This is a genomic window from Zoogloea sp. (assembly GCF_030157465.1).
GTDB lineage: Bacteria > Pseudomonadota > Gammaproteobacteria > Burkholderiales > Rhodocyclaceae > Zoogloea.
Genome location: NZ_JAOAUU010000086.1, coordinates 1 through 15,456, shown reverse-complemented (window position 1 = coordinate 15,456; position 15,456 = coordinate 1). Strand labels below are relative to the sequence as shown.

10 protein-coding genes, 1 pseudogene and 1 CRISPR repeat array are annotated in these 15,456 nt (G+C 61.1%); of the genes and pseudogenes, 1 reads left to right on the top strand and 10 read right to left on the bottom strand.

Going from position 1 to position 15,456, the window contains the following annotated elements; translation table 11 throughout:
* Window positions 1-1,007 precede the first annotated feature (1,007 nt).
* Genes Q1W26_RS11235 through Q1W26_RS11225 form a run of 3 tightly spaced genes read right to left on the bottom strand, consistent with a single transcriptional unit; the run spans window position 1,008 to window position 2,834 of the window.
* Window positions 1,008-1,211 (bottom strand): hypothetical protein, encoded by a 204-nt coding sequence (locus tag Q1W26_RS11235; RefSeq protein WP_300439893.1) that lies wholly within the window; start codon window positions 1,209-1,211, stop codon window positions 1,008-1,010.
* 52 nt (window positions 1,212-1,263) lie between these two features.
* Window positions 1,264-2,592, bottom strand: coding sequence for a type II toxin-antitoxin system HipA family toxin (locus Q1W26_RS11230; RefSeq protein WP_300439892.1), 1,329 nt, complete (start codon window positions 2,590-2,592; stop codon window positions 1,264-1,266).
* A 2-nt stretch (window positions 2,593-2,594) separates the two neighbouring features.
* Window positions 2,595-2,834 (bottom strand): helix-turn-helix domain-containing protein, encoded by a 240-nt coding sequence (locus Q1W26_RS11225; RefSeq protein WP_300439890.1) that lies wholly within the window; start codon window positions 2,832-2,834, stop codon window positions 2,595-2,597.
* Window positions 2,835-2,928: 94 nt separating this feature from the next.
* Between Q1W26_RS11225 and Q1W26_RS11220 the strand changes: the two are divergent.
* Window positions 2,929-3,243 (top strand): annotated as a pseudogene (locus Q1W26_RS11220) (transposase); the annotation flags it as partial.
* A gap of 13 nt (window positions 3,244-3,256) precedes the next feature.
* Here Q1W26_RS11220 and Q1W26_RS11215 read toward each other — a convergent pair.
* The 7 genes from Q1W26_RS11215 to csm6 form a co-directional block, all read right to left on the bottom strand.
* Window positions 3,257-6,466: a helicase-related protein gene (locus Q1W26_RS11215; protein ID WP_300439887.1), complete on the bottom strand. Its 3,210-nt coding sequence runs from the start codon at window positions 6,464-6,466 to the stop codon at window positions 3,257-3,259.
* Window positions 6,463-8,250, bottom strand: a complete 1,788-nt coding sequence (locus Q1W26_RS11210) for a phospholipase D family protein (protein WP_300439883.1) — start codon at window positions 8,248-8,250, stop codon at window positions 6,463-6,465. The genes Q1W26_RS11215 and Q1W26_RS11210 overlap by 4 nt, the downstream gene beginning before the upstream one ends.
* 1 nt (window position 8,251) lies before the next feature.
* A complete protein-coding gene (locus Q1W26_RS11205; RefSeq protein ID WP_300439880.1) occupies window positions 8,252-9,460 on the bottom strand; it encodes a DUF6361 family protein in 1,209 nt (402 codons plus the stop codon).
* Between the two features lie 245 nt (window positions 9,461-9,705).
* Window positions 9,706-10,950 (bottom strand): hypothetical protein, encoded by a 1,245-nt coding sequence (locus tag Q1W26_RS11200; protein WP_300439877.1) that lies wholly within the window; start codon window positions 10,948-10,950, stop codon window positions 9,706-9,708.
* 503 nt (window positions 10,951-11,453) lie between these two features.
* On the bottom strand, window positions 11,454-12,176 hold the full coding sequence (locus tag Q1W26_RS11195; protein ID WP_300439875.1) for a GTPase: 723 nt from the start codon (window positions 12,174-12,176) through the stop codon (window positions 11,454-11,456).
* Window positions 12,176-13,054, bottom strand: a complete 879-nt coding sequence (locus tag Q1W26_RS11190; RefSeq protein WP_300439872.1) for a GTPase — start codon at window positions 13,052-13,054, stop codon at window positions 12,176-12,178. Before Q1W26_RS11190 ends, Q1W26_RS11195 begins: the two co-directional genes overlap by 1 nt.
* Window positions 13,055-13,145: 91 nt before the next feature.
* Window positions 13,146-14,369 carry a CRISPR-associated ring nuclease Csm6 gene (csm6, locus tag Q1W26_RS11185; protein WP_300439869.1) on the bottom strand — a complete coding sequence of 408 codons (1,224 nt, stop codon included), beginning with the start codon at window positions 14,367-14,369 and terminating at the stop codon, window positions 13,146-13,148.
* A gap of 71 nt (window positions 14,370-14,440) precedes the next feature.
* Window positions 14,441-15,390: direct repeats of the CRISPR family, unit length 37 nt; unit sequence GTCTTAATCCCTTTGGTTTCAGGGCTGGGTTCCGGAC.
* Window positions 15,391-15,456 lie beyond the last annotated feature (66 nt).

The window sequence follows — 15,456 nt, the reverse complement described above, 5'->3', positions numbered from 1 at the left end:
CACTATGTTTAGCGAGCTAAGGGGCTGGGGGAAGATGGGTTGGCCGGGGCCTTACCAACAAACCCCCTTGAAGTTCGCTCCCATTTCTCGCTTGCTCCTCACTGTCGGGCCTTCTCCTGCCCTCGGCTTCGTCACAAGATTCTTGCTTTTTTTGAGCATGCCAATGGGGTACAGAACAAAAAAGATACAACGAGAAGATAGCTGGAACCCTTGCAGCTCTAAGGACGAAGGCACGCTTTACAAACTAACGCTTGCAGTACGGAAATTTGTAACTCGTTTTTCACCTTGCCGTATCTACCCGTCGCGACTTAGAATTCGAGCGCTTTCACGTTGAGCTTGACTCAACACCGCAGGGCTCGCACCTCTGCATTTTTCTCCCGAAGAGTGAGGGCTAGTGGCATCAAGGCTAGTCCCCTCGTTAAGGAACCCACCATCCGCGACACGTCTAGGCGTTAGCACATCAAAGTAGCACCGCAATCGACCGCTCTTTGCTTTGGCCAGGCACGCTCGACCGACAAGCTCTGCCGCACCCAGCGCCCTGTGTCCCGCTCCAAACGGTCTTTTTTTGGCATTTGGGGGTGTGTTCACTTGGCCCGTGGTGATCCCGGTTGTTGGCCCTGTCGAAATCTGTCCTCTGGACGTGCTTAGATTTCGTTTGTCTTCAAGCTGTCTCTTGCCGAAAGAGATATTCGAAACCGATAGAAATAAAGAATGGAAAGTTAAGTGGTTTCAGCGTGCATGTTGTTGGTGTCCGTATAAACACCGACATGCTCCAGTAGGGCGGAGGCTTATGCCAGACCGGACTGGTGACACACACGCGACGATGCGCTTCTGGTGGCAGGAGGCGATGCAACATCGGAGTAAGGTTTTATTGAGTTACCCATAGGCCGCGCTTTTTTTTGGGCGGAAACTAAAGGTAGGCGGTTCTCGTAAATCGAAAATCGCTCTCACGGTCTCGTTAGAAATATCGAACCGGGAATGCTCGGCACGTTTTCACACACTGGCCGTTAACGTTTGCGGGGCGCTTTTCGTAACGGCGAATGGTTCCCATATATCGAAGCCACGGTGATGTACATGCCGCCATACGCGGCATAGGCTTGACCTGCAGCGGTCAGGGTCAGCTGGGCTGTTTTTGTCTTGCTTGAGCACCAGCCAGTGACTTCGGCGAGGGCCGTTAGCGCAAACAGGGCACTCAGGCGCAGCAATTCCACGGAGGCGTTTCCTTCGTAGGGATGTGCCGATTGTGACCTCGCGGGCCCGGCCTCAGAGCCGTGTTGCCGTCGTTCGTATTCCTTCAGCGACCACCGCAAACAGCTCCTCCGGAAACCCCGGGGGCAGGTTGCGACCGACTTCTTCCAGCGCGCCGGCGACGCGGGAAAGCACTTCGTCGATGACTGGTTCCATGTCCGGCCCGAGACCGCATTTTTGGGCTGTGTCGTTGAAGTGCCGCCGCTGGATGTCTCTGAGCCGGTAGTGGGTGTTCTTGCCCCGCAGCGCCATGGCGAGGCGGAGTTTCTCGTAGTCGAGGTGATTGGGGCCCGGCCCGGTGACCGGCCAGGCCGACAGCACGTCGTAAAGGGGGGTGAGTCGGTAGCGGCCGCCGGCGAGAAGGAAGATCGAGAAGTTCTTCGCATGGCCGTCGGTGGCGGCGAGCAGCCAGAACAGCAGTTGCGCCTTGAGCAGGGTCTGGAGATCGTCGTCGCGGGCTTCGGAGTGCTGGAGGATGCGGGCGATGTCCACCAGCCCGGGGCCGCCGTCCGATTCGTACTTGGCCCGCGGTGGCGTGCCGGTGGCCTGGCAGAAATCTTCCTGGGGCAGGCGCAGCCAGTAGTCGCCGGTGCTGGCCAGACGGCGGTCGAAGCGTTCGACGACGAGCACTTTCTGGTCGTCGAAGCTCTGAATGTTGCACGCAGCCACGGGCAGGCCAAAGGCGGCGAGAAGTTGCGCGCACAGCCACTCGTTTTCGACCGATGTGCGCATATCGGATTGCCGGTTGCCCACCAGACCGAGGGGCAGCTTGAAGATGTGGGTGGTCGGTGTGGCTCCCAGAGGCCGGCACCACTGGCCCTGGTGCCAGGTCAGCGCGGTTTTCTCCTGCGCGCCGGCAATCGAGATGCGGAAATCCCCGTCGTCCGGGGCAAGCTGGCCGAAGGTGGAGGAAGGGGCCACCGTGCCCTTGAGGATGCGCGCCACGCTGGCTTCGTCGAGAGGCTCGGCCTGAATGCGGAACACGTTCTCCGGCGGCGTATCTTCGGGAAGAAGTTGCACCGCACCCACGCAGTCGCGCCCGATGGCCTGCAGGAGCGCGAAGGCGTCGCTGCTGTCGGTGCGGAAACGGGATTGCAGGCGGGCCCGGATGCGCTCGCTGTCGGGGAGCAGGTTGTCAAAGTAGTTGTGGACGACCTCTCCCCGTAGCGGCGGTGCGTCCAGCGTGATGGGCAGCGACAGGGACAGGGGGCGCCCTTCGGGGGATTCGACCCAACTTGCGGCGTACTGAAACTCCATCGGCCCCCGGCTCGGCAAACGCCACTGTCCGACGTGTTTCCCGTTTGCCCAGACATCGAGGGCGCGGGCATGTGAAGGGCGGCCCATCCCTACCACTCGCTCTCGTTTGCGGCCGGTGTCTTTTCCTGGATAACAAGCTCAAGCCCGAGAAGGCTCGCCAGGGACATGAGGCGTTCAAGGGTCAGGCGGTCCGGGTGGGCTTCAAGCTCCGAAAGGCGGTTCTGGCTGATGCCGAGGCTTGCCGAGGCGGCCGCCTGGGACAAGCCCAGTGCCTTGCGCCGGGCGGAGAGAATCTGGCCGGCCTGGTGGGGTGTGGACAGTCGGGTCATGGCGAGGTATCGCGAAATTCGATAAATGCACAATATCGTATTTTTCGATAACTGTGAAATATCGGATTCGTCGATGTGAGACAGGCAGATCCCCCTGGCAATGAATCGAATTCAGTTTCAACCCGGTCTGTCGATGCCTACATTTCTCAAGCGCTACGGTACCAAATATCAATGCGTGGCGGCACTGGTGCATGCACGCTGGCCGACCGGGTTTCGTTGTCCGCGCTGCGATGGGGCCGCCTATAGCAGGGTCCGCGGTCGAACCCATCCGCCTTTTCAGTGCCAAGCCTGTCAGCATCAGACCTCGCTAATCGCAGGCACCGTAATACAGAGCAGCAAACCGGCCCTGAGCGTCTGGTTTCTCGCGATAGACCTAATCCGCCAGGCCAAGACCGCAGGCTTCAATGCGTTCAATGAGACTTTCAGGTAAGCGGCACCAAGCCTGCTTGCAGGATGCGCTCCTTGACCAGCGGGATGTGCGGCGGGGGTGTCAGGTCGATACGCCACTCGGCCACCACACGGGCAATGTCTTCAGGGGCTAAATGTTCCGCAAGATGGGTGAGCAGATCCTCCTGCCGCGGTTGCCCAAACACGAGACGGTAGAGAGCCAACCCGCGCTTGAGTCGCATGAGTTGAGCCGCCTCCCGGCTCATGGGAAGCAAGGGCACCCGACGTTCGATCTGTGCGCCGCCGTCGACTTCGAACAGCCAGTAGGTGAGGAGATCGCCACTGCGGGATTTCCGGGCGGTCGTGAAGAGGCTCTGCCACGGATCGTCACCGTTCTTCCAGCCTTCAAGCAGCGCCGGCAGACCCAGTTCCCGGGCGACATTGCGGCGAACGGCATGCCCCTTGAAACGATGAACCCGGCCTTCCCGCTGCTCGAGGTCGACCGGATTGGACGGCAGGTTCCAGTGCACGATGGCATGGCACCAGTGGTGAAAATCCAGCCCTTCCTGGCCCACCGAGGTGGATGCCAGCACGAAGGGGCGGAACGGCGAATTGAAGGCGGAACGCACGGTTTCGACGCGCGCTTCGCTTTTCTCGTCCTTCATGTCACCAAAGCGCAGGGCGAAGCGGCAACGCAGCTTGAACGCAGCGTAGTCGATCCGGCCCAAGATCGGACGGGGGCAGAGTTCATCGACGCTAAGTTGCGCCGTGCGGATGGACAGACTGGCCGCGATCTCCGCGCCGATCGTCGTCACCCGGGAGGCGTCGTCCTTATCAACCTGTCCGAGGGATTCGCGTAGCACATGCACCTGCTCATCCAGAAGCGCCGGCAGGTTGCCTTCCAAACCATGCTTGAGGGTCGTGCGCCAATAGCTGGCGGCGGCGTCTTCGCTCCCCCGCAGCAAGGCGATGGACTCGGGCACATTGAACAGGGTGCGAAAGCCCTCCGCTACGTTCGCCGCCGCCGCCAGGAGGGCGGGATCGTCCCAGGCGAGCTTAGCCGCCACCCGGCGCAGCGCGCGCAGCGCACACACCCCCGGCCCGGCGAGGGCGAGTTCGGCAAGGACCCTGGGCAGATCTCTGGGGGGACGTCCCAGAGCGGGTTCCAGTCCACCACGAGGAACGCAAACAAAGCGCTCGAGGTGCTCGCCGAAGGCCATGCCGCTCTCGGTCTCGTTCCCCGTATCGGCTTCGCCGCCCTGCTCGGCGGCACGCCAGCCGGACTCGCACCACGCTAGACTGTTCGGAAAGGTGGCAGCATCGAGCAGGGCGACCGCCGCCCAGTACCAGCGTTCATCCTCGCGTCCCTGGGCGGCGGCCCCCTGCACAAGCGGGGCGAGGCGCGCGCGGATCCGTTTCGCGAGGTGCTCAAGCATGACTTCGAGGCGCGGCGTCTCGCCCTTGCCGAGCTCGAGGGCGAGACCCACGGGATCGACGAGGGAGGCGAGACTCGGCGACGGATACATCAGCAGAAGGGTCGGCATGCCACTCTTGGCGCCGGAGAGGCGCAGCAGCGGCTTGACGCGATCGTAGAGCGTGTTGTGGGAGATATCGTCCCGTCCCAGACCTTCGAGCATCCTGCGCTCCGCTTCATAGGAGCACAGGGCCGCGATGGCGTCGGGGACGACATTCCAGGCCGAGAACACCAGGGCCTTGGTCGCATCCCGGATGTCTGCGAAGGCCCCTGAGGGCAACCAGGAGGGAAGCGACGGGGGCAGCCACAAGACCTTCCACAGCCCCCGATCGAGAGTGTCTGCGAACAGGTTACGCAAGCGGGCATTGGCCGGGTCGACCGGCGTGTAGTCCTGAAAGGCCGACTTCTGCAGCAACTGGTTCTTGCGTGCGTGCACGAGGCGCGCCAGCACGGAGAGGGGCTCCCCTTCGAGCTGCTCGAGCTTGCGGCGCAGCTCGTAGTTCTTCATGAAGTTCAGCGCATACGGCGCCGACTTCCAGTACTCGATCGCATCGCGTCCGCCGAGGGCCTCCGACACCTGCGACAACAGCGCGGCGTGCTGCAGGTCGGCCGGATGCAGGGGGGCAGAGCAGGAGGGCTCGCCCACCATTGCATCCTGGCGAGCCGTGAAGCCGACCCGCTCCGTCCGGCACATCACCGAACGCAGGCGCTGCTCCAGCGCCCGGCGCGCATCGCCCAGCTTTCCGGGATGCGCCAGATCCAGTTCGAGCAGGGCGTGCCGGAAGCTTCGGATCTCCTCTTCAGTGGCCTCCACGGCGCCGGGCTGGTTGAACAGGAAGCCGAGCGTTTTCAGAAAATCCGGGTAATGATCGTCTTCGTCCTCATGGTCGAGGGAGAGCATCTTGTATGGCGTTGCCGAGAGCATCAGCACGCGGGCGTCGCCGTGATTGAACAACATCTGCGCCAGTTCCGCCGTGGGATCGTCCTTGTTCAGAAGGTTCCGGAAGCGCTGAAACTCGTCGAGGATGATCAGGTCCGGCTCCAGCGCGGCGAGGCAGACCCGTGCCAGACGCTGCCGCAGTTCGCCGATCACGGCATAGCAAAGCTCGCCCTGCGCGGGCGGAATGTCGTCGCGGCAGCGCAGGCACAGATCGATCAGCTTTTTCCGGAAGACCTTGTCCCCGCGCAGGCTCCGGCGGAAAGCTTCCGTTAGGGCGGCGTCTAGTTGGTCACTATCGTTGACGGCGAACGCCTCCCAGTTGGTGCGCCCGGCGGTGGCCTGCAGGACATTCAGCAAACCGCCCTCGTCAAGCCATTTCTCGCCACGCAGCATCCTGAACAGCACAGCCCGTTCCGCCATCAGGCCCGCTCTCGATTTGAGATCGAAAGTGGTGCCTGGGGTAAAGCTGACGAAATTCACTCGCTTTTCGCGCAGGTCTTGCACCTTGGTGGGCAGCAGGGTCAGGCGACTCGCCAACACAAACTCGCTCCCGCCGTCCACCTTGAGACGCGACACGTTCTGTTTCGCAATGGCACTGTTCGAGCAGACATACACGATATTGATGCGCTCGACCCTATCCTGAAGGTGCTCGATCGTTCGCGCGATGACGCCCTTGGCCACCATCGTCTTGCCGAGGCCCACCTCGTCGGCAACGAGGAAGCGCCGCGTCGGTGCCCCATCGAGATACATCCGATGGAACACATGATCGACCGTGCGACGCTGGAAATCCTTCAATTGCGCAAGCACCTGCGCCGACGAAAAGCGGGTCATGCTGCCACCTCCATGGCTTGCAGGAATATTTTCCACACCGCCAGGAATTCGGGCGGAACGACGTCATTTCCGGCTTCGCCGGCCTGCAGGCGCTCGACGATGCGTTTTACGTCGGCAAGGCGCGCGCGATCGTGGGCGAAGGCGCGGACCATCTCTTCAAGCAAGGTCGGCCCCATGCCGCCGGTGGCTATCGAGGTCCTCCCCTTCTTCCCCTCCTCCGACGGCTCTCTTTCACCGCCTTCCGGATCCCCGAGCAACAGAAGCAGGTAGCGCAGAAATCCGGCCTGGCTATGGACGATACGGCGGACGAGGGCTCCGTCGCGATCTGCGGGTGGGTTTTCCAGCGGCAGATTCAGGGCGAAGCGCGTCTCGACGCCATCCCTGCGGAGCACGAAGCCGGTCAGGCCGGTGACGTCGGCGGTGGCAGTCACGCCGAGATCGACCTCGAGACCTTTTTCCAGGCCGCTGGCCGCTACGGCCTGGGCGCCCTGAAGTGAAAGCGGCCACGCATGAACCTCCACGTCCCCGAACTCGACCCCTGCAGCCGTGCGCAGACTCAGGCGCCAGTCCTCGGCGTGCGGATCACAGTGCACTGACAACGCTGCGTCGGCCAATGCACAACGGGCTGCATCGAGGGCTGCTTCAGCCTCGATCTGTGTGTGGTTCTCCGGCGGAATGGTCGTTGCCGGGTCGAAGTCGGTGAGTACGCCACCAAATCCATTGCTGCCCAGCAGTTCCTCGACGCACCCCACCGTGCGGCTCTTTCCAACGAGTTCCGCCAGCACTTCGATGTTCATGCTGTTCAGCATCGCCGCACTCGTTGCGTTCGCCGAACCAACGAAGAGCCGGGTATCCCAGCTGGAGCGCAAGACCAAAGCCTTGGCATGCAGGCCGAGCGTGTCGTGCCGGGTGGAGTCTTCGCCGTCTTCGGACTCAGCGGCTTCCTCAAGCACCAGACAGCGGTCGAAAAGGGCGCGGGTCGCGGGCGCCAGGGCGGCAAGCTCCGGGGACCGCGACACGAGCGCAACAGGGTTCTTGGAAGTCTTGCAGAGCGCCGCCAGCGCCGCGTCCGTGACAAAGGGAGAAACCACTGCCAGATGCTTCGACTCAGGTAGCGACCACGCGCGCCTTTTGCGCCCCAACACATGGAAACGGATCTTGTCCCAGCCCGTCGGCAGCTCCCAGTAGGTGCGACGGATCTCGTCACCAAGGCGGGCGGCTTCGTCTGCACGTGCTTCCGGGACCGGGCCCACCGCGAAGCTCGGGAGATCACGGACGAGTTCGCCAATTTCGCGGTTGGTGGCGATGTAACTGCCTCCCGGCGCCCCCTCGAGCAGCAGGGAGAGATCCCACGAGCGGTCGGCAGTCAAGTTGCGGGACAGTATCGCGAGGCGAATGCAAACGTTGGGTTCCGCGTCAGGGGTGACGAAGCGCAGGGCCCAAATCTTGGGGTGAAAGGCGCCACCCCGCGGAGCACGGACTTCGACGATCATCGACTCGAGCAGGCCATACAGGGGGTGGGCCTCTTCGGGGGCCTGGATGCGGCCACGGTCGGTATAAACCGTGAGCTTTTCTCCGACCCGACGGAGTGCCTCGAAAAGCCGGATGCCATCGCCGAGAAGGCGCTTGTCCTCACCACTGGCCAACCAGGCCAGGTGGAGCGGCACCGTCAGCAAGGCAACCGGGTCGAGCGTATAGGTCGTGGCGATGGCAGCGTCGAGCAGCATGCCGCAGGGGGGTGTCAACAGCGTCGTGACGAGGCTGCGATCATCGGGACTGAGCATGTCATTTCACTCCGTTGGCGACGAACAGATCGTCGAGCAGGGTGCGCACAGTGGGCCAGCGATAGACGAGGCGTCCGATACCCGCATTGCCACTCCACTGGGCGAGCGCTCCCCGGTTCACAAAGCGCGAGCGGGCACCCTTGAGGGCGCTTTCGCGGTGACGCACGAGGCTGCGCGCGGTTTGATCGTCGGCAATTCCGGCAGGGTCGGCCCGCACCCGCTCGACCCAGGTTTCGACGAAGTTCTTGGTGGCCAAGGTGATGGTGTGACCGAAGCCCTCCGTCTGGTGCCAGAAAGCGTCCAGCGACCAGTGGGCCAGCGCAGCCGTGTCGAGGCCCTGCGCCCACTCGGCCAGCGCTTGCCGGTGTGCTTCGCGGCGGGAGGCGTTTTCGGCCAACTCCGCGAGCATCAGGTTGTACAGCCGCGCGGCGCCCTCCACCATGTCGGCAAACAGGCGGGCGTGCTGCAGGAGTTCCCGCATCGGCCGCGGGAAGTCGCTGAATTGCGGGTGCAACCAGGGCTCCACGACATCGGCCGGGCGGGCGTGGAGCACTAGCCAGGCGAGGAGGCTGTCGGTGCAGCTCGCGGTAATCCGGTCGGTCAGGAAAATCGCCTCGTCCGGCGTGACCTTCAGGTCGAGCTGTCCGGGGAAACCCTCGGGTGGCGCGGGGAGCTTGGGATGCCAGGACTGCGAGGCCGGATCGGCGTGGCGGTCTTCCGGGTCACGCCGATCGTCGAGGCCCGGTCTGAGGCGCGCCCGGCGGCGATATAGCCCGTCGACTGCCTGATGGTATTCCTGCTGTGAGCCGACGAAGCGGCGGATTCCCCAACTCCCCAGGCCGGACCAATACACAGAGCTGGGAAGACGCTTCAACCCGCTGCCCGACTGGGCGCCGAAGACGCCGGCCTCCCGTTCATCAAGGAGCGGTTTCACCAGGGCCAACTCGTCCTGACGTGCCTGGGCGGGGAAATAGGCGCCCTTGATCTGGCGCTTCTCCAGACGGTCATAGATCCAGGGTATGAGCAACATGTAGCGTAAGCGGGTCTGGATCGTCGAGGTGCCGGGAAATAGCCTATCGGCAATGGCGTCGCGAATGCCGCCGATGCCCAGTTCGTCGCGGCTCTCCTTCTCCTTGAACAAGGCCAGAATGCGCAGGCTGCGGTCTCTGGCCGAGTGGTCGTGATCAAGCCAGGTCAATGAAGAAGGCATATTGTCACCCCGTAAATTTCCTTGAAAAACCCTTTTATCATCGTCCGGTGCAAGCCAGACGATGACAAGCCAATTCCGCAGAGGGCCGTCAGGCCGGGGACATAGGCGTGCCTGACGCGGAAGGCGGCGATCCGGCCCCGAAGGGCCGGGAATGAAACCTGAGTTGAACAGGATGGTGCTGCTGCCGAATCGACAGTGGGTGGCGCGCCGACTCGGCAGAACCCGAGTCCCCATTCGGCTTGCTGTCAGTAGCCGTCCATGAACAAGACCATCTCGACCGAGCGGATGGTCCACTTTCCATTCACTGGCCCTGCTATTGCCTGTTTATGGAGTTCATCCCGAATTTGCGCGACCAATTCACTACCTGCAAATTGAGCGGTCCATTTTCCATACCCCACTGGCCACGCAAGCTTGTAGGTCCGGCCAGTTCTGCTGCCGCCGCGACCGACGACCGTACCAATGCCACTCAGGCAGGACGGAACGACTCGGTGCCCCATCTGGATCAGGATGTCATCCAGCCTGGAGATGAGAGAGTTGGCCACCCGGCTGTCCCAGATTACTTCGGCTTGCTTTCCCGCGGCATCCGCCAGATGGGACGAGGCGAAGGCCGCCACCTTGGTCCACCCGCTGTTCATGGGGGTGTTTTTGGGGACTGTGCCCGATATTGCGGCCTCGAACACATTCCGGATTGCGTCGGGCGTTACCGAAGCCGATTTTTGCGGAACGCCGCCCCAAATAAATACTGAGTTCGCCCAAGTCACCGCCGATTCCTCTTCAGACGGCGTCCACGGGCCTTTAGCCATTGCCTGTGTCAGTCTCTGAGCCACTTTCAGCATCGGTCCCAAGGCTGTCATGGTGGCTGCCGGGCCAATCGACGGGTTGGGCCAGAAATAGGCCAAATAGCGCGGCATCCATCCACTGATCAAGGCACCGACCGGCTTCTTGCGAAACTTTGGCTGGAAGGGATCTTTTTCGATGTCCTTGACGAGCTTCGTAATCAGGGATTGGCAAAGGCTTGCAGCCGGAGCGGGAGCCGCCTGGCTCTTGATACCATCGTCGGTACCCGGGTTGCCCGGAGTGTTCAACTCGTCAGAGTCAGCCTCCAGGATCGCGTCGATGGCGGGATGGTTTCCTGTGGAATGGCGAATGTCGTCGCACAAATTCGGGTCATTCAACAATTTCGCGCCATTCACCTTGCCGTGGGGCACGCCCAGAAGCAGGTGCTTGTTAGCATTCATGAAAACCGGCGTTGCCTGCATGGTGTTGCGGTAACCATTCGGAACGAGCGTTCTGCACAAATAATCAAGGCTGAACTGCCTGTTGCGCGCAATCAGCCACTGAATGCCTTGCGCCACATTGTGGCGGGGCATCGTGTCGAGACAAGGATCACTTTTAGCAGGGTCGTAAGTCTGGAAATGGAGAGCCCAGGCGTACACAAAATCAGCATCCGCCAAGGTATAGCCATTGGCATGGGGAAAAACGACGGGCATCAAACAAGTCCTCTCCTGAATATGCATGCGGGAATCGATGGAGATGCAAACCATCTTACGCCGGCACCATGCTTGAAGGGTAGCCGAGCGCCATCCCTGTCGGTCGAAGCACTTTGTCGGCGCCTGTTTTCTGGCTTGGTTGAAATAAGCGGTGTGAGAGGCTGTGGGCGCAGTCTGGACTTCAAGGTTTCTTCCCGCCTCCCAGAAAGCCGGTGGCAATGAAACCCGCGAGAATCGGATGGGCGCGCACGAAGTTGAGGAGTCTTTCCGACGGCGGGCCCTGCTCGATGGCTTCCAGCATTTCCGCGTGTCTGCGCTCTGCGCGTTCCTCCCTGCTGGACTCCACCTCCAGCCCTCTGTGCCAGTCTCACGGAGTGTGCGAGCCATGAATATCGTTCAGAACATGCTCCAGGCTGAAGTGACCGCCAATCCGTGCCGGATCCGTCTGGGCAACGTGGGGCCTGCTCGGTCTCGGCGTTAGCCACCCAATCGGCTCACCGGTTTCAGGCTGCAACCGCGAGCGTGACCCTCGCAGCCTCTTCGAGCATGACGGTGATCGCTTCGGACAGGAGCTCGAGCCTCCATGCCGGGTTTGCGCAGCAAGGGATGATGTGTTTCACGCCTGCGAATCTGGGGCCGAGTTCGCGGATTTTCTCCAGGACATTTGCCCACTGCCGATCACTGGGGCCGCGAACGGTTTGACGGCTGAGTGGCTCAATCTTGTCGCACCCGTTGACCGCCAGAATCACCTTGCGCCGGCTGGCCCGGTCGGGAAACAGCCTCGCGAAAGCAGCTTCGTCGATGGCGTAATCGCGGCAATCAGCACGCAGCATATGCACGACCACGTCCGACTTTCTGACGAGATCCTGATACATCGACAGATACTTCTCGTCGCACTGCGCCGATTCGCCGATTCCGGGCACATCGGCAAAAGCCAGGTACTGCCCGTCGCGAATGCGGAACATGGCGTTTTGGGCCTCCCGGGTGCACGCTTCGATAGCGCTGGTTTTCATGACGTTGTGGCCGATCAGCGCATTGACCAGTGACGACTTGCCGTAGCCACTCTTGCCAATGATCGCCACATGCATGATCTGAATGTCGCGACCCTCGCATGTCCAGTGCCGGAAATCCGATGACGCAATGTTCAACCCGGCAATGCCCGTAAAGGCCGGCTGGTGCTGGAGCAGCGCGGCGAGCTCCGCTTCGTGGCGAATGATGACCTTCATCAGAAGAGGCTCCCGACCCATTTGCAAAACGACTTCAGCGCATTCTTGACGGACTTCTTGGCACTGCCGGGTACAAAGGGAACGATGTCGACGATCACGTCGACAATCGTATCGAGCAGGCCATTCCCGGTCTCCTGCTTGGCCTTTTCAGACCGGTGCTTCGGCTGCACCTGGATCAGCACGCCAGCGCGTTTTTCGCGGGGCAGCGCGTGGATGACGGCATCGACCAGCTCGATCAGGCCGTATTGTTCGTCGGCCGCGCACGGCAAAACCTGGTCGAGTGGCAAGCCAAAGTAAGCGGCCACCGCGCGGCGCTTCTCGTCGATCGCGCAGGCTTGGCGCGGCCCGGGCTGATGGGCAGCTTCGTCCCACTCGCGGAAAGGTTCGATCTTGTCGACCTGGTTGAGCACGATGAAGAAGGGGGTGCCCGCCTGGATGTAGGGGCTGACGATCCGCTTGTAGAAATCCTCATCCGAGGCCAGCGCGCGATCGTCAGCCTTGATCACCCATAGCACGAGGTCGAGCTTGGGCAGCAGCGTACTGTAGAGCTGGGCGTATTCCTGATCGCGCGCCCCGCTTTCGCCCACTCCAGGCACGTCGAGCAGGGTCATGCCCTTGCTGCCGATACCGAGAAAGACTTCCTGCTCGCTGCGGGTGCAGGCCGCGATGTCGCTGACCGGACAGACGTCGCGCCCAAACAGGGCGTTGCACAGGCTGGACTTGCCGGCACCGGTCTTGCCGAAGACGCCGACCCGGGGTTCGTAGTTGATGACCTGATTGAGACGTGACTCGATCTTCTGGCGGTAGGCCTCGGGGATCACAATGCCATGGCGGGAGAGTGACTCGAAGAGTTGTTCGCTGTGCGCTTGATGGTTCATTTTGCTTGCCTCGTGCAGTTCGTCCATGGGATGTGCCCATGATGAGGGCACGCCGGCACCCGCACGCACTTCACAAGCTTGTCTGTCCGTATCAGGGCTGGAGGGTGATGTGTTCCAGCGGCAGACCGATCCCGTAGCCGCCCCCCTTTGTGGTCTTCCCGGTCAATCTTTCTCCATCTTCATCCCAGATGATGCGGGGAAGCAGATGCTCAACGACGGAATTCGGAAGCACTTCGCGGAACTGGCTCTTGAGCATGTTGAGGCGCTGGTCGAACCAGGATCTGACAATGCCTTTCTTTAGGTTTTCCAGCGTTCTGGCATTCAGCTCCCCTTGTCCATCCAAGGGGCTCCAATTCTCGAGCGCCTTCAGCGAATGATCCAGTGTTTGGCATGGCGGAATTCCGCACAGAAAAAGTAACTCGTCGCAAAATGACTTCGCCAAGCCCTTGTCGTTCTTGTTTACCTCGGGCCTTGTCATGTCCTTGTCCGCTTCAAGCGTTGATCGGGCCATCATCAGATAGAACGCAAACTCCAGCAGACCGGGCTGAACGTCCTTATAGAGACTGCCATCCGCATTGCTCGCGCGCACCGTTCGACGCCCGCAATCGATGCTCAGACGAATCTGCTCGGGCTGCTCGCCAAGGTTGATCAGGCCGACCAGGGTACGAAAATTAACCGGCCGGCCCGCCTGCGCGAGAATTCCAGGCAGGCTCCCGCGATGGCGGATAAAGGGAATGTCGGCCAGCTCGACCCTGGCTGCAGTCGAATCCAGCGTAAATTCGGAATCGTCACGCCGCCTGACCGCAAAGATGCCCTGCCGTGACGAGGGATAAAAGAAGGCCCCCACGTTCTCAAACTCCGGGCTGACCAATACATGGCTGAGACTGTCCTGTAAGCGACCGAACAGGCTCATCGCATAGCCCAGATAAAACGTCATGGTCTTGCGCCCGCCCGCGAGGGAGGCATGCACCGCAAGTCCATCGTCGGCGGTCAGGTCGCGCACGGTCATCATGATGAAGTCGGCCAGCGCCTCGTGGTCCTCTACGGTTCGCGCGTCGGCCACCGCGCCCCCTTCTGCGTCAGGAACAACCAGGATGTCGTCGATGCCGAAGTGCGGGCACGGTTTGCCCAACTCATCGCACATTGCCGCCAGGATGCCCTCGTCGAGCAATCGTAGCGCCCCCTTTCGGCCAACCGTGGTGGTGACGATCTGGAGCTGCTCGGGCCAGGGCTTTTCCTGCTTGTGCATCGCATACAGCGTTTCGGTAACAACCTGGGGCGTATTTCCGACAACGGAAAGAAGAACGTGTTGCATTTGGGCCTTCCTTCTAAATGGGGGGCAGTTTCAAATTTGAAGTGCAACACAGGGGCTCTGGAAACGTCATTGTCTTAATCCCTTTGGTTTCAGGGCTGGGTTCCGGACTGATCGAGGGGCTGAAGTGTATGGCGCTAGTGAGTCTTAATCCCTTTGGTTTCAGGGCTGGGTTCCGGACGTTGCTGCTTCCGCGCAAGCTGCGCTAGAGCGGGTCTTAATCCCTTTGGTTTCAGGGCTGGGTTCCGGACTTAAAACCTGGCTTATCGTAGTCTCGGTGATCAGGTCTTAATCCCTTTGGTTTCAGGGCTGGGTTCCGGACAGACCTTGAAACCGGCATTGCTTACGACCCGACGTCTTAATCCCTTTGGTTTCAGGGCTGGGTTCCGGACCTGCAAAATGGGTGGGTTGATGTGAACCCGGCGTCTTAATCCCTTTGGTTTCAGGGCTGGGTTCCGGACCGCCCATTGTGATCTAGCACCTGCACCACCTTGCGTCTTAATCCCTTTGGTTTCAGGGCTGGGTTCCGGACAAGAGAGCGAAGAGGAAGAGACAGTTGATCTGTCGTCTTAATCCCTTTGGTTTCAGGGCTGGGTTCCGGACAGCTGACCGGCGCGATGGGTATCAGCAAAGCCACGTCTTAATCCCTTTGGTTTCAGGGCTGGGTTCCGGACCGGCCACCGGGCACCAGGGCGCAGCTTCGGCCACCGTCTTAATCCCTTTGGTTTCAGGGCTGGGTTCCGGACTTGAGGAGTGGTGGGACCGGAACAAACCTAAATGTCTTAATCCCTTTGGTTTCAGGGCTGGGTTCCGGACCCTCCTCCCTAACCGAAATCGGCATCCAAGCCGTGTCTTAATCCCTTTGGTTTCAGGGCTGGGTTCCGGACATACTTTAGGGTAAGTCAAGCCGATGCAAGTGTCTTAATCCCTTTGGTTTCAGGGCTGGGTTCCGGACTCTGGTTTAAAATTTACATTAACCAAAGATAAGTCTTAATCCCTTTGGTTTCAGGGCTGGGTTCCGGACTCACCGTCACCCCAGGGCCATCGCACTCGAACGACATGGTTTTTTTGAAATTCACCAAAAAAATCG

Excerpts from the sequence above, each read along its gene's own strand:
- Q1W26_RS11230 (WP_300439892.1), bottom strand. The coding sequence starts at position 2,592 with ATGGGCCGCCCTTCACATGCCCGCGCCCTCGATGTCTGGGCAAACGGG.
- Q1W26_RS11225 (WP_300439890.1), bottom strand. The coding sequence starts at position 2,834 with ATGACCCGACTGTCCACACCCCACCAGGCCGGCCAGATTCTCTCCGCC.
- Q1W26_RS11215 (WP_300439887.1), bottom strand. The coding sequence starts at position 6,466 with ATGACCCGCTTTTCGTCGGCGCAGGTGCTTGCGCAATTGAAGGATTTC.
- Q1W26_RS11210 (WP_300439883.1), bottom strand. The coding sequence starts at position 8,250 with ATGCTCAGTCCCGATGATCGCAGCCTCGTCACGACGCTGTTGACACCC.
- Q1W26_RS11205 (WP_300439880.1), bottom strand. The coding sequence starts at position 9,460 with ATGCCTTCTTCATTGACCTGGCTTGATCACGACCACTCGGCCAGAGAC.
- Q1W26_RS11200 (WP_300439877.1), bottom strand. The coding sequence starts at position 10,950 with ATGCCCGTCGTTTTTCCCCATGCCAATGGCTATACCTTGGCGGATGCT.
- Q1W26_RS11195 (WP_300439875.1), bottom strand. The coding sequence starts at position 12,176 with ATGAAGGTCATCATTCGCCACGAAGCGGAGCTCGCCGCGCTGCTCCAG.
- Q1W26_RS11190 (WP_300439872.1), bottom strand. The coding sequence starts at position 13,054 with ATGAACCATCAAGCGCACAGCGAACAACTCTTCGAGTCACTCTCCCGC.
- csm6 (WP_300439869.1), bottom strand. The coding sequence starts at position 14,369 with ATGCAACACGTTCTTCTTTCCGTTGTCGGAAATACGCCCCAGGTTGTT.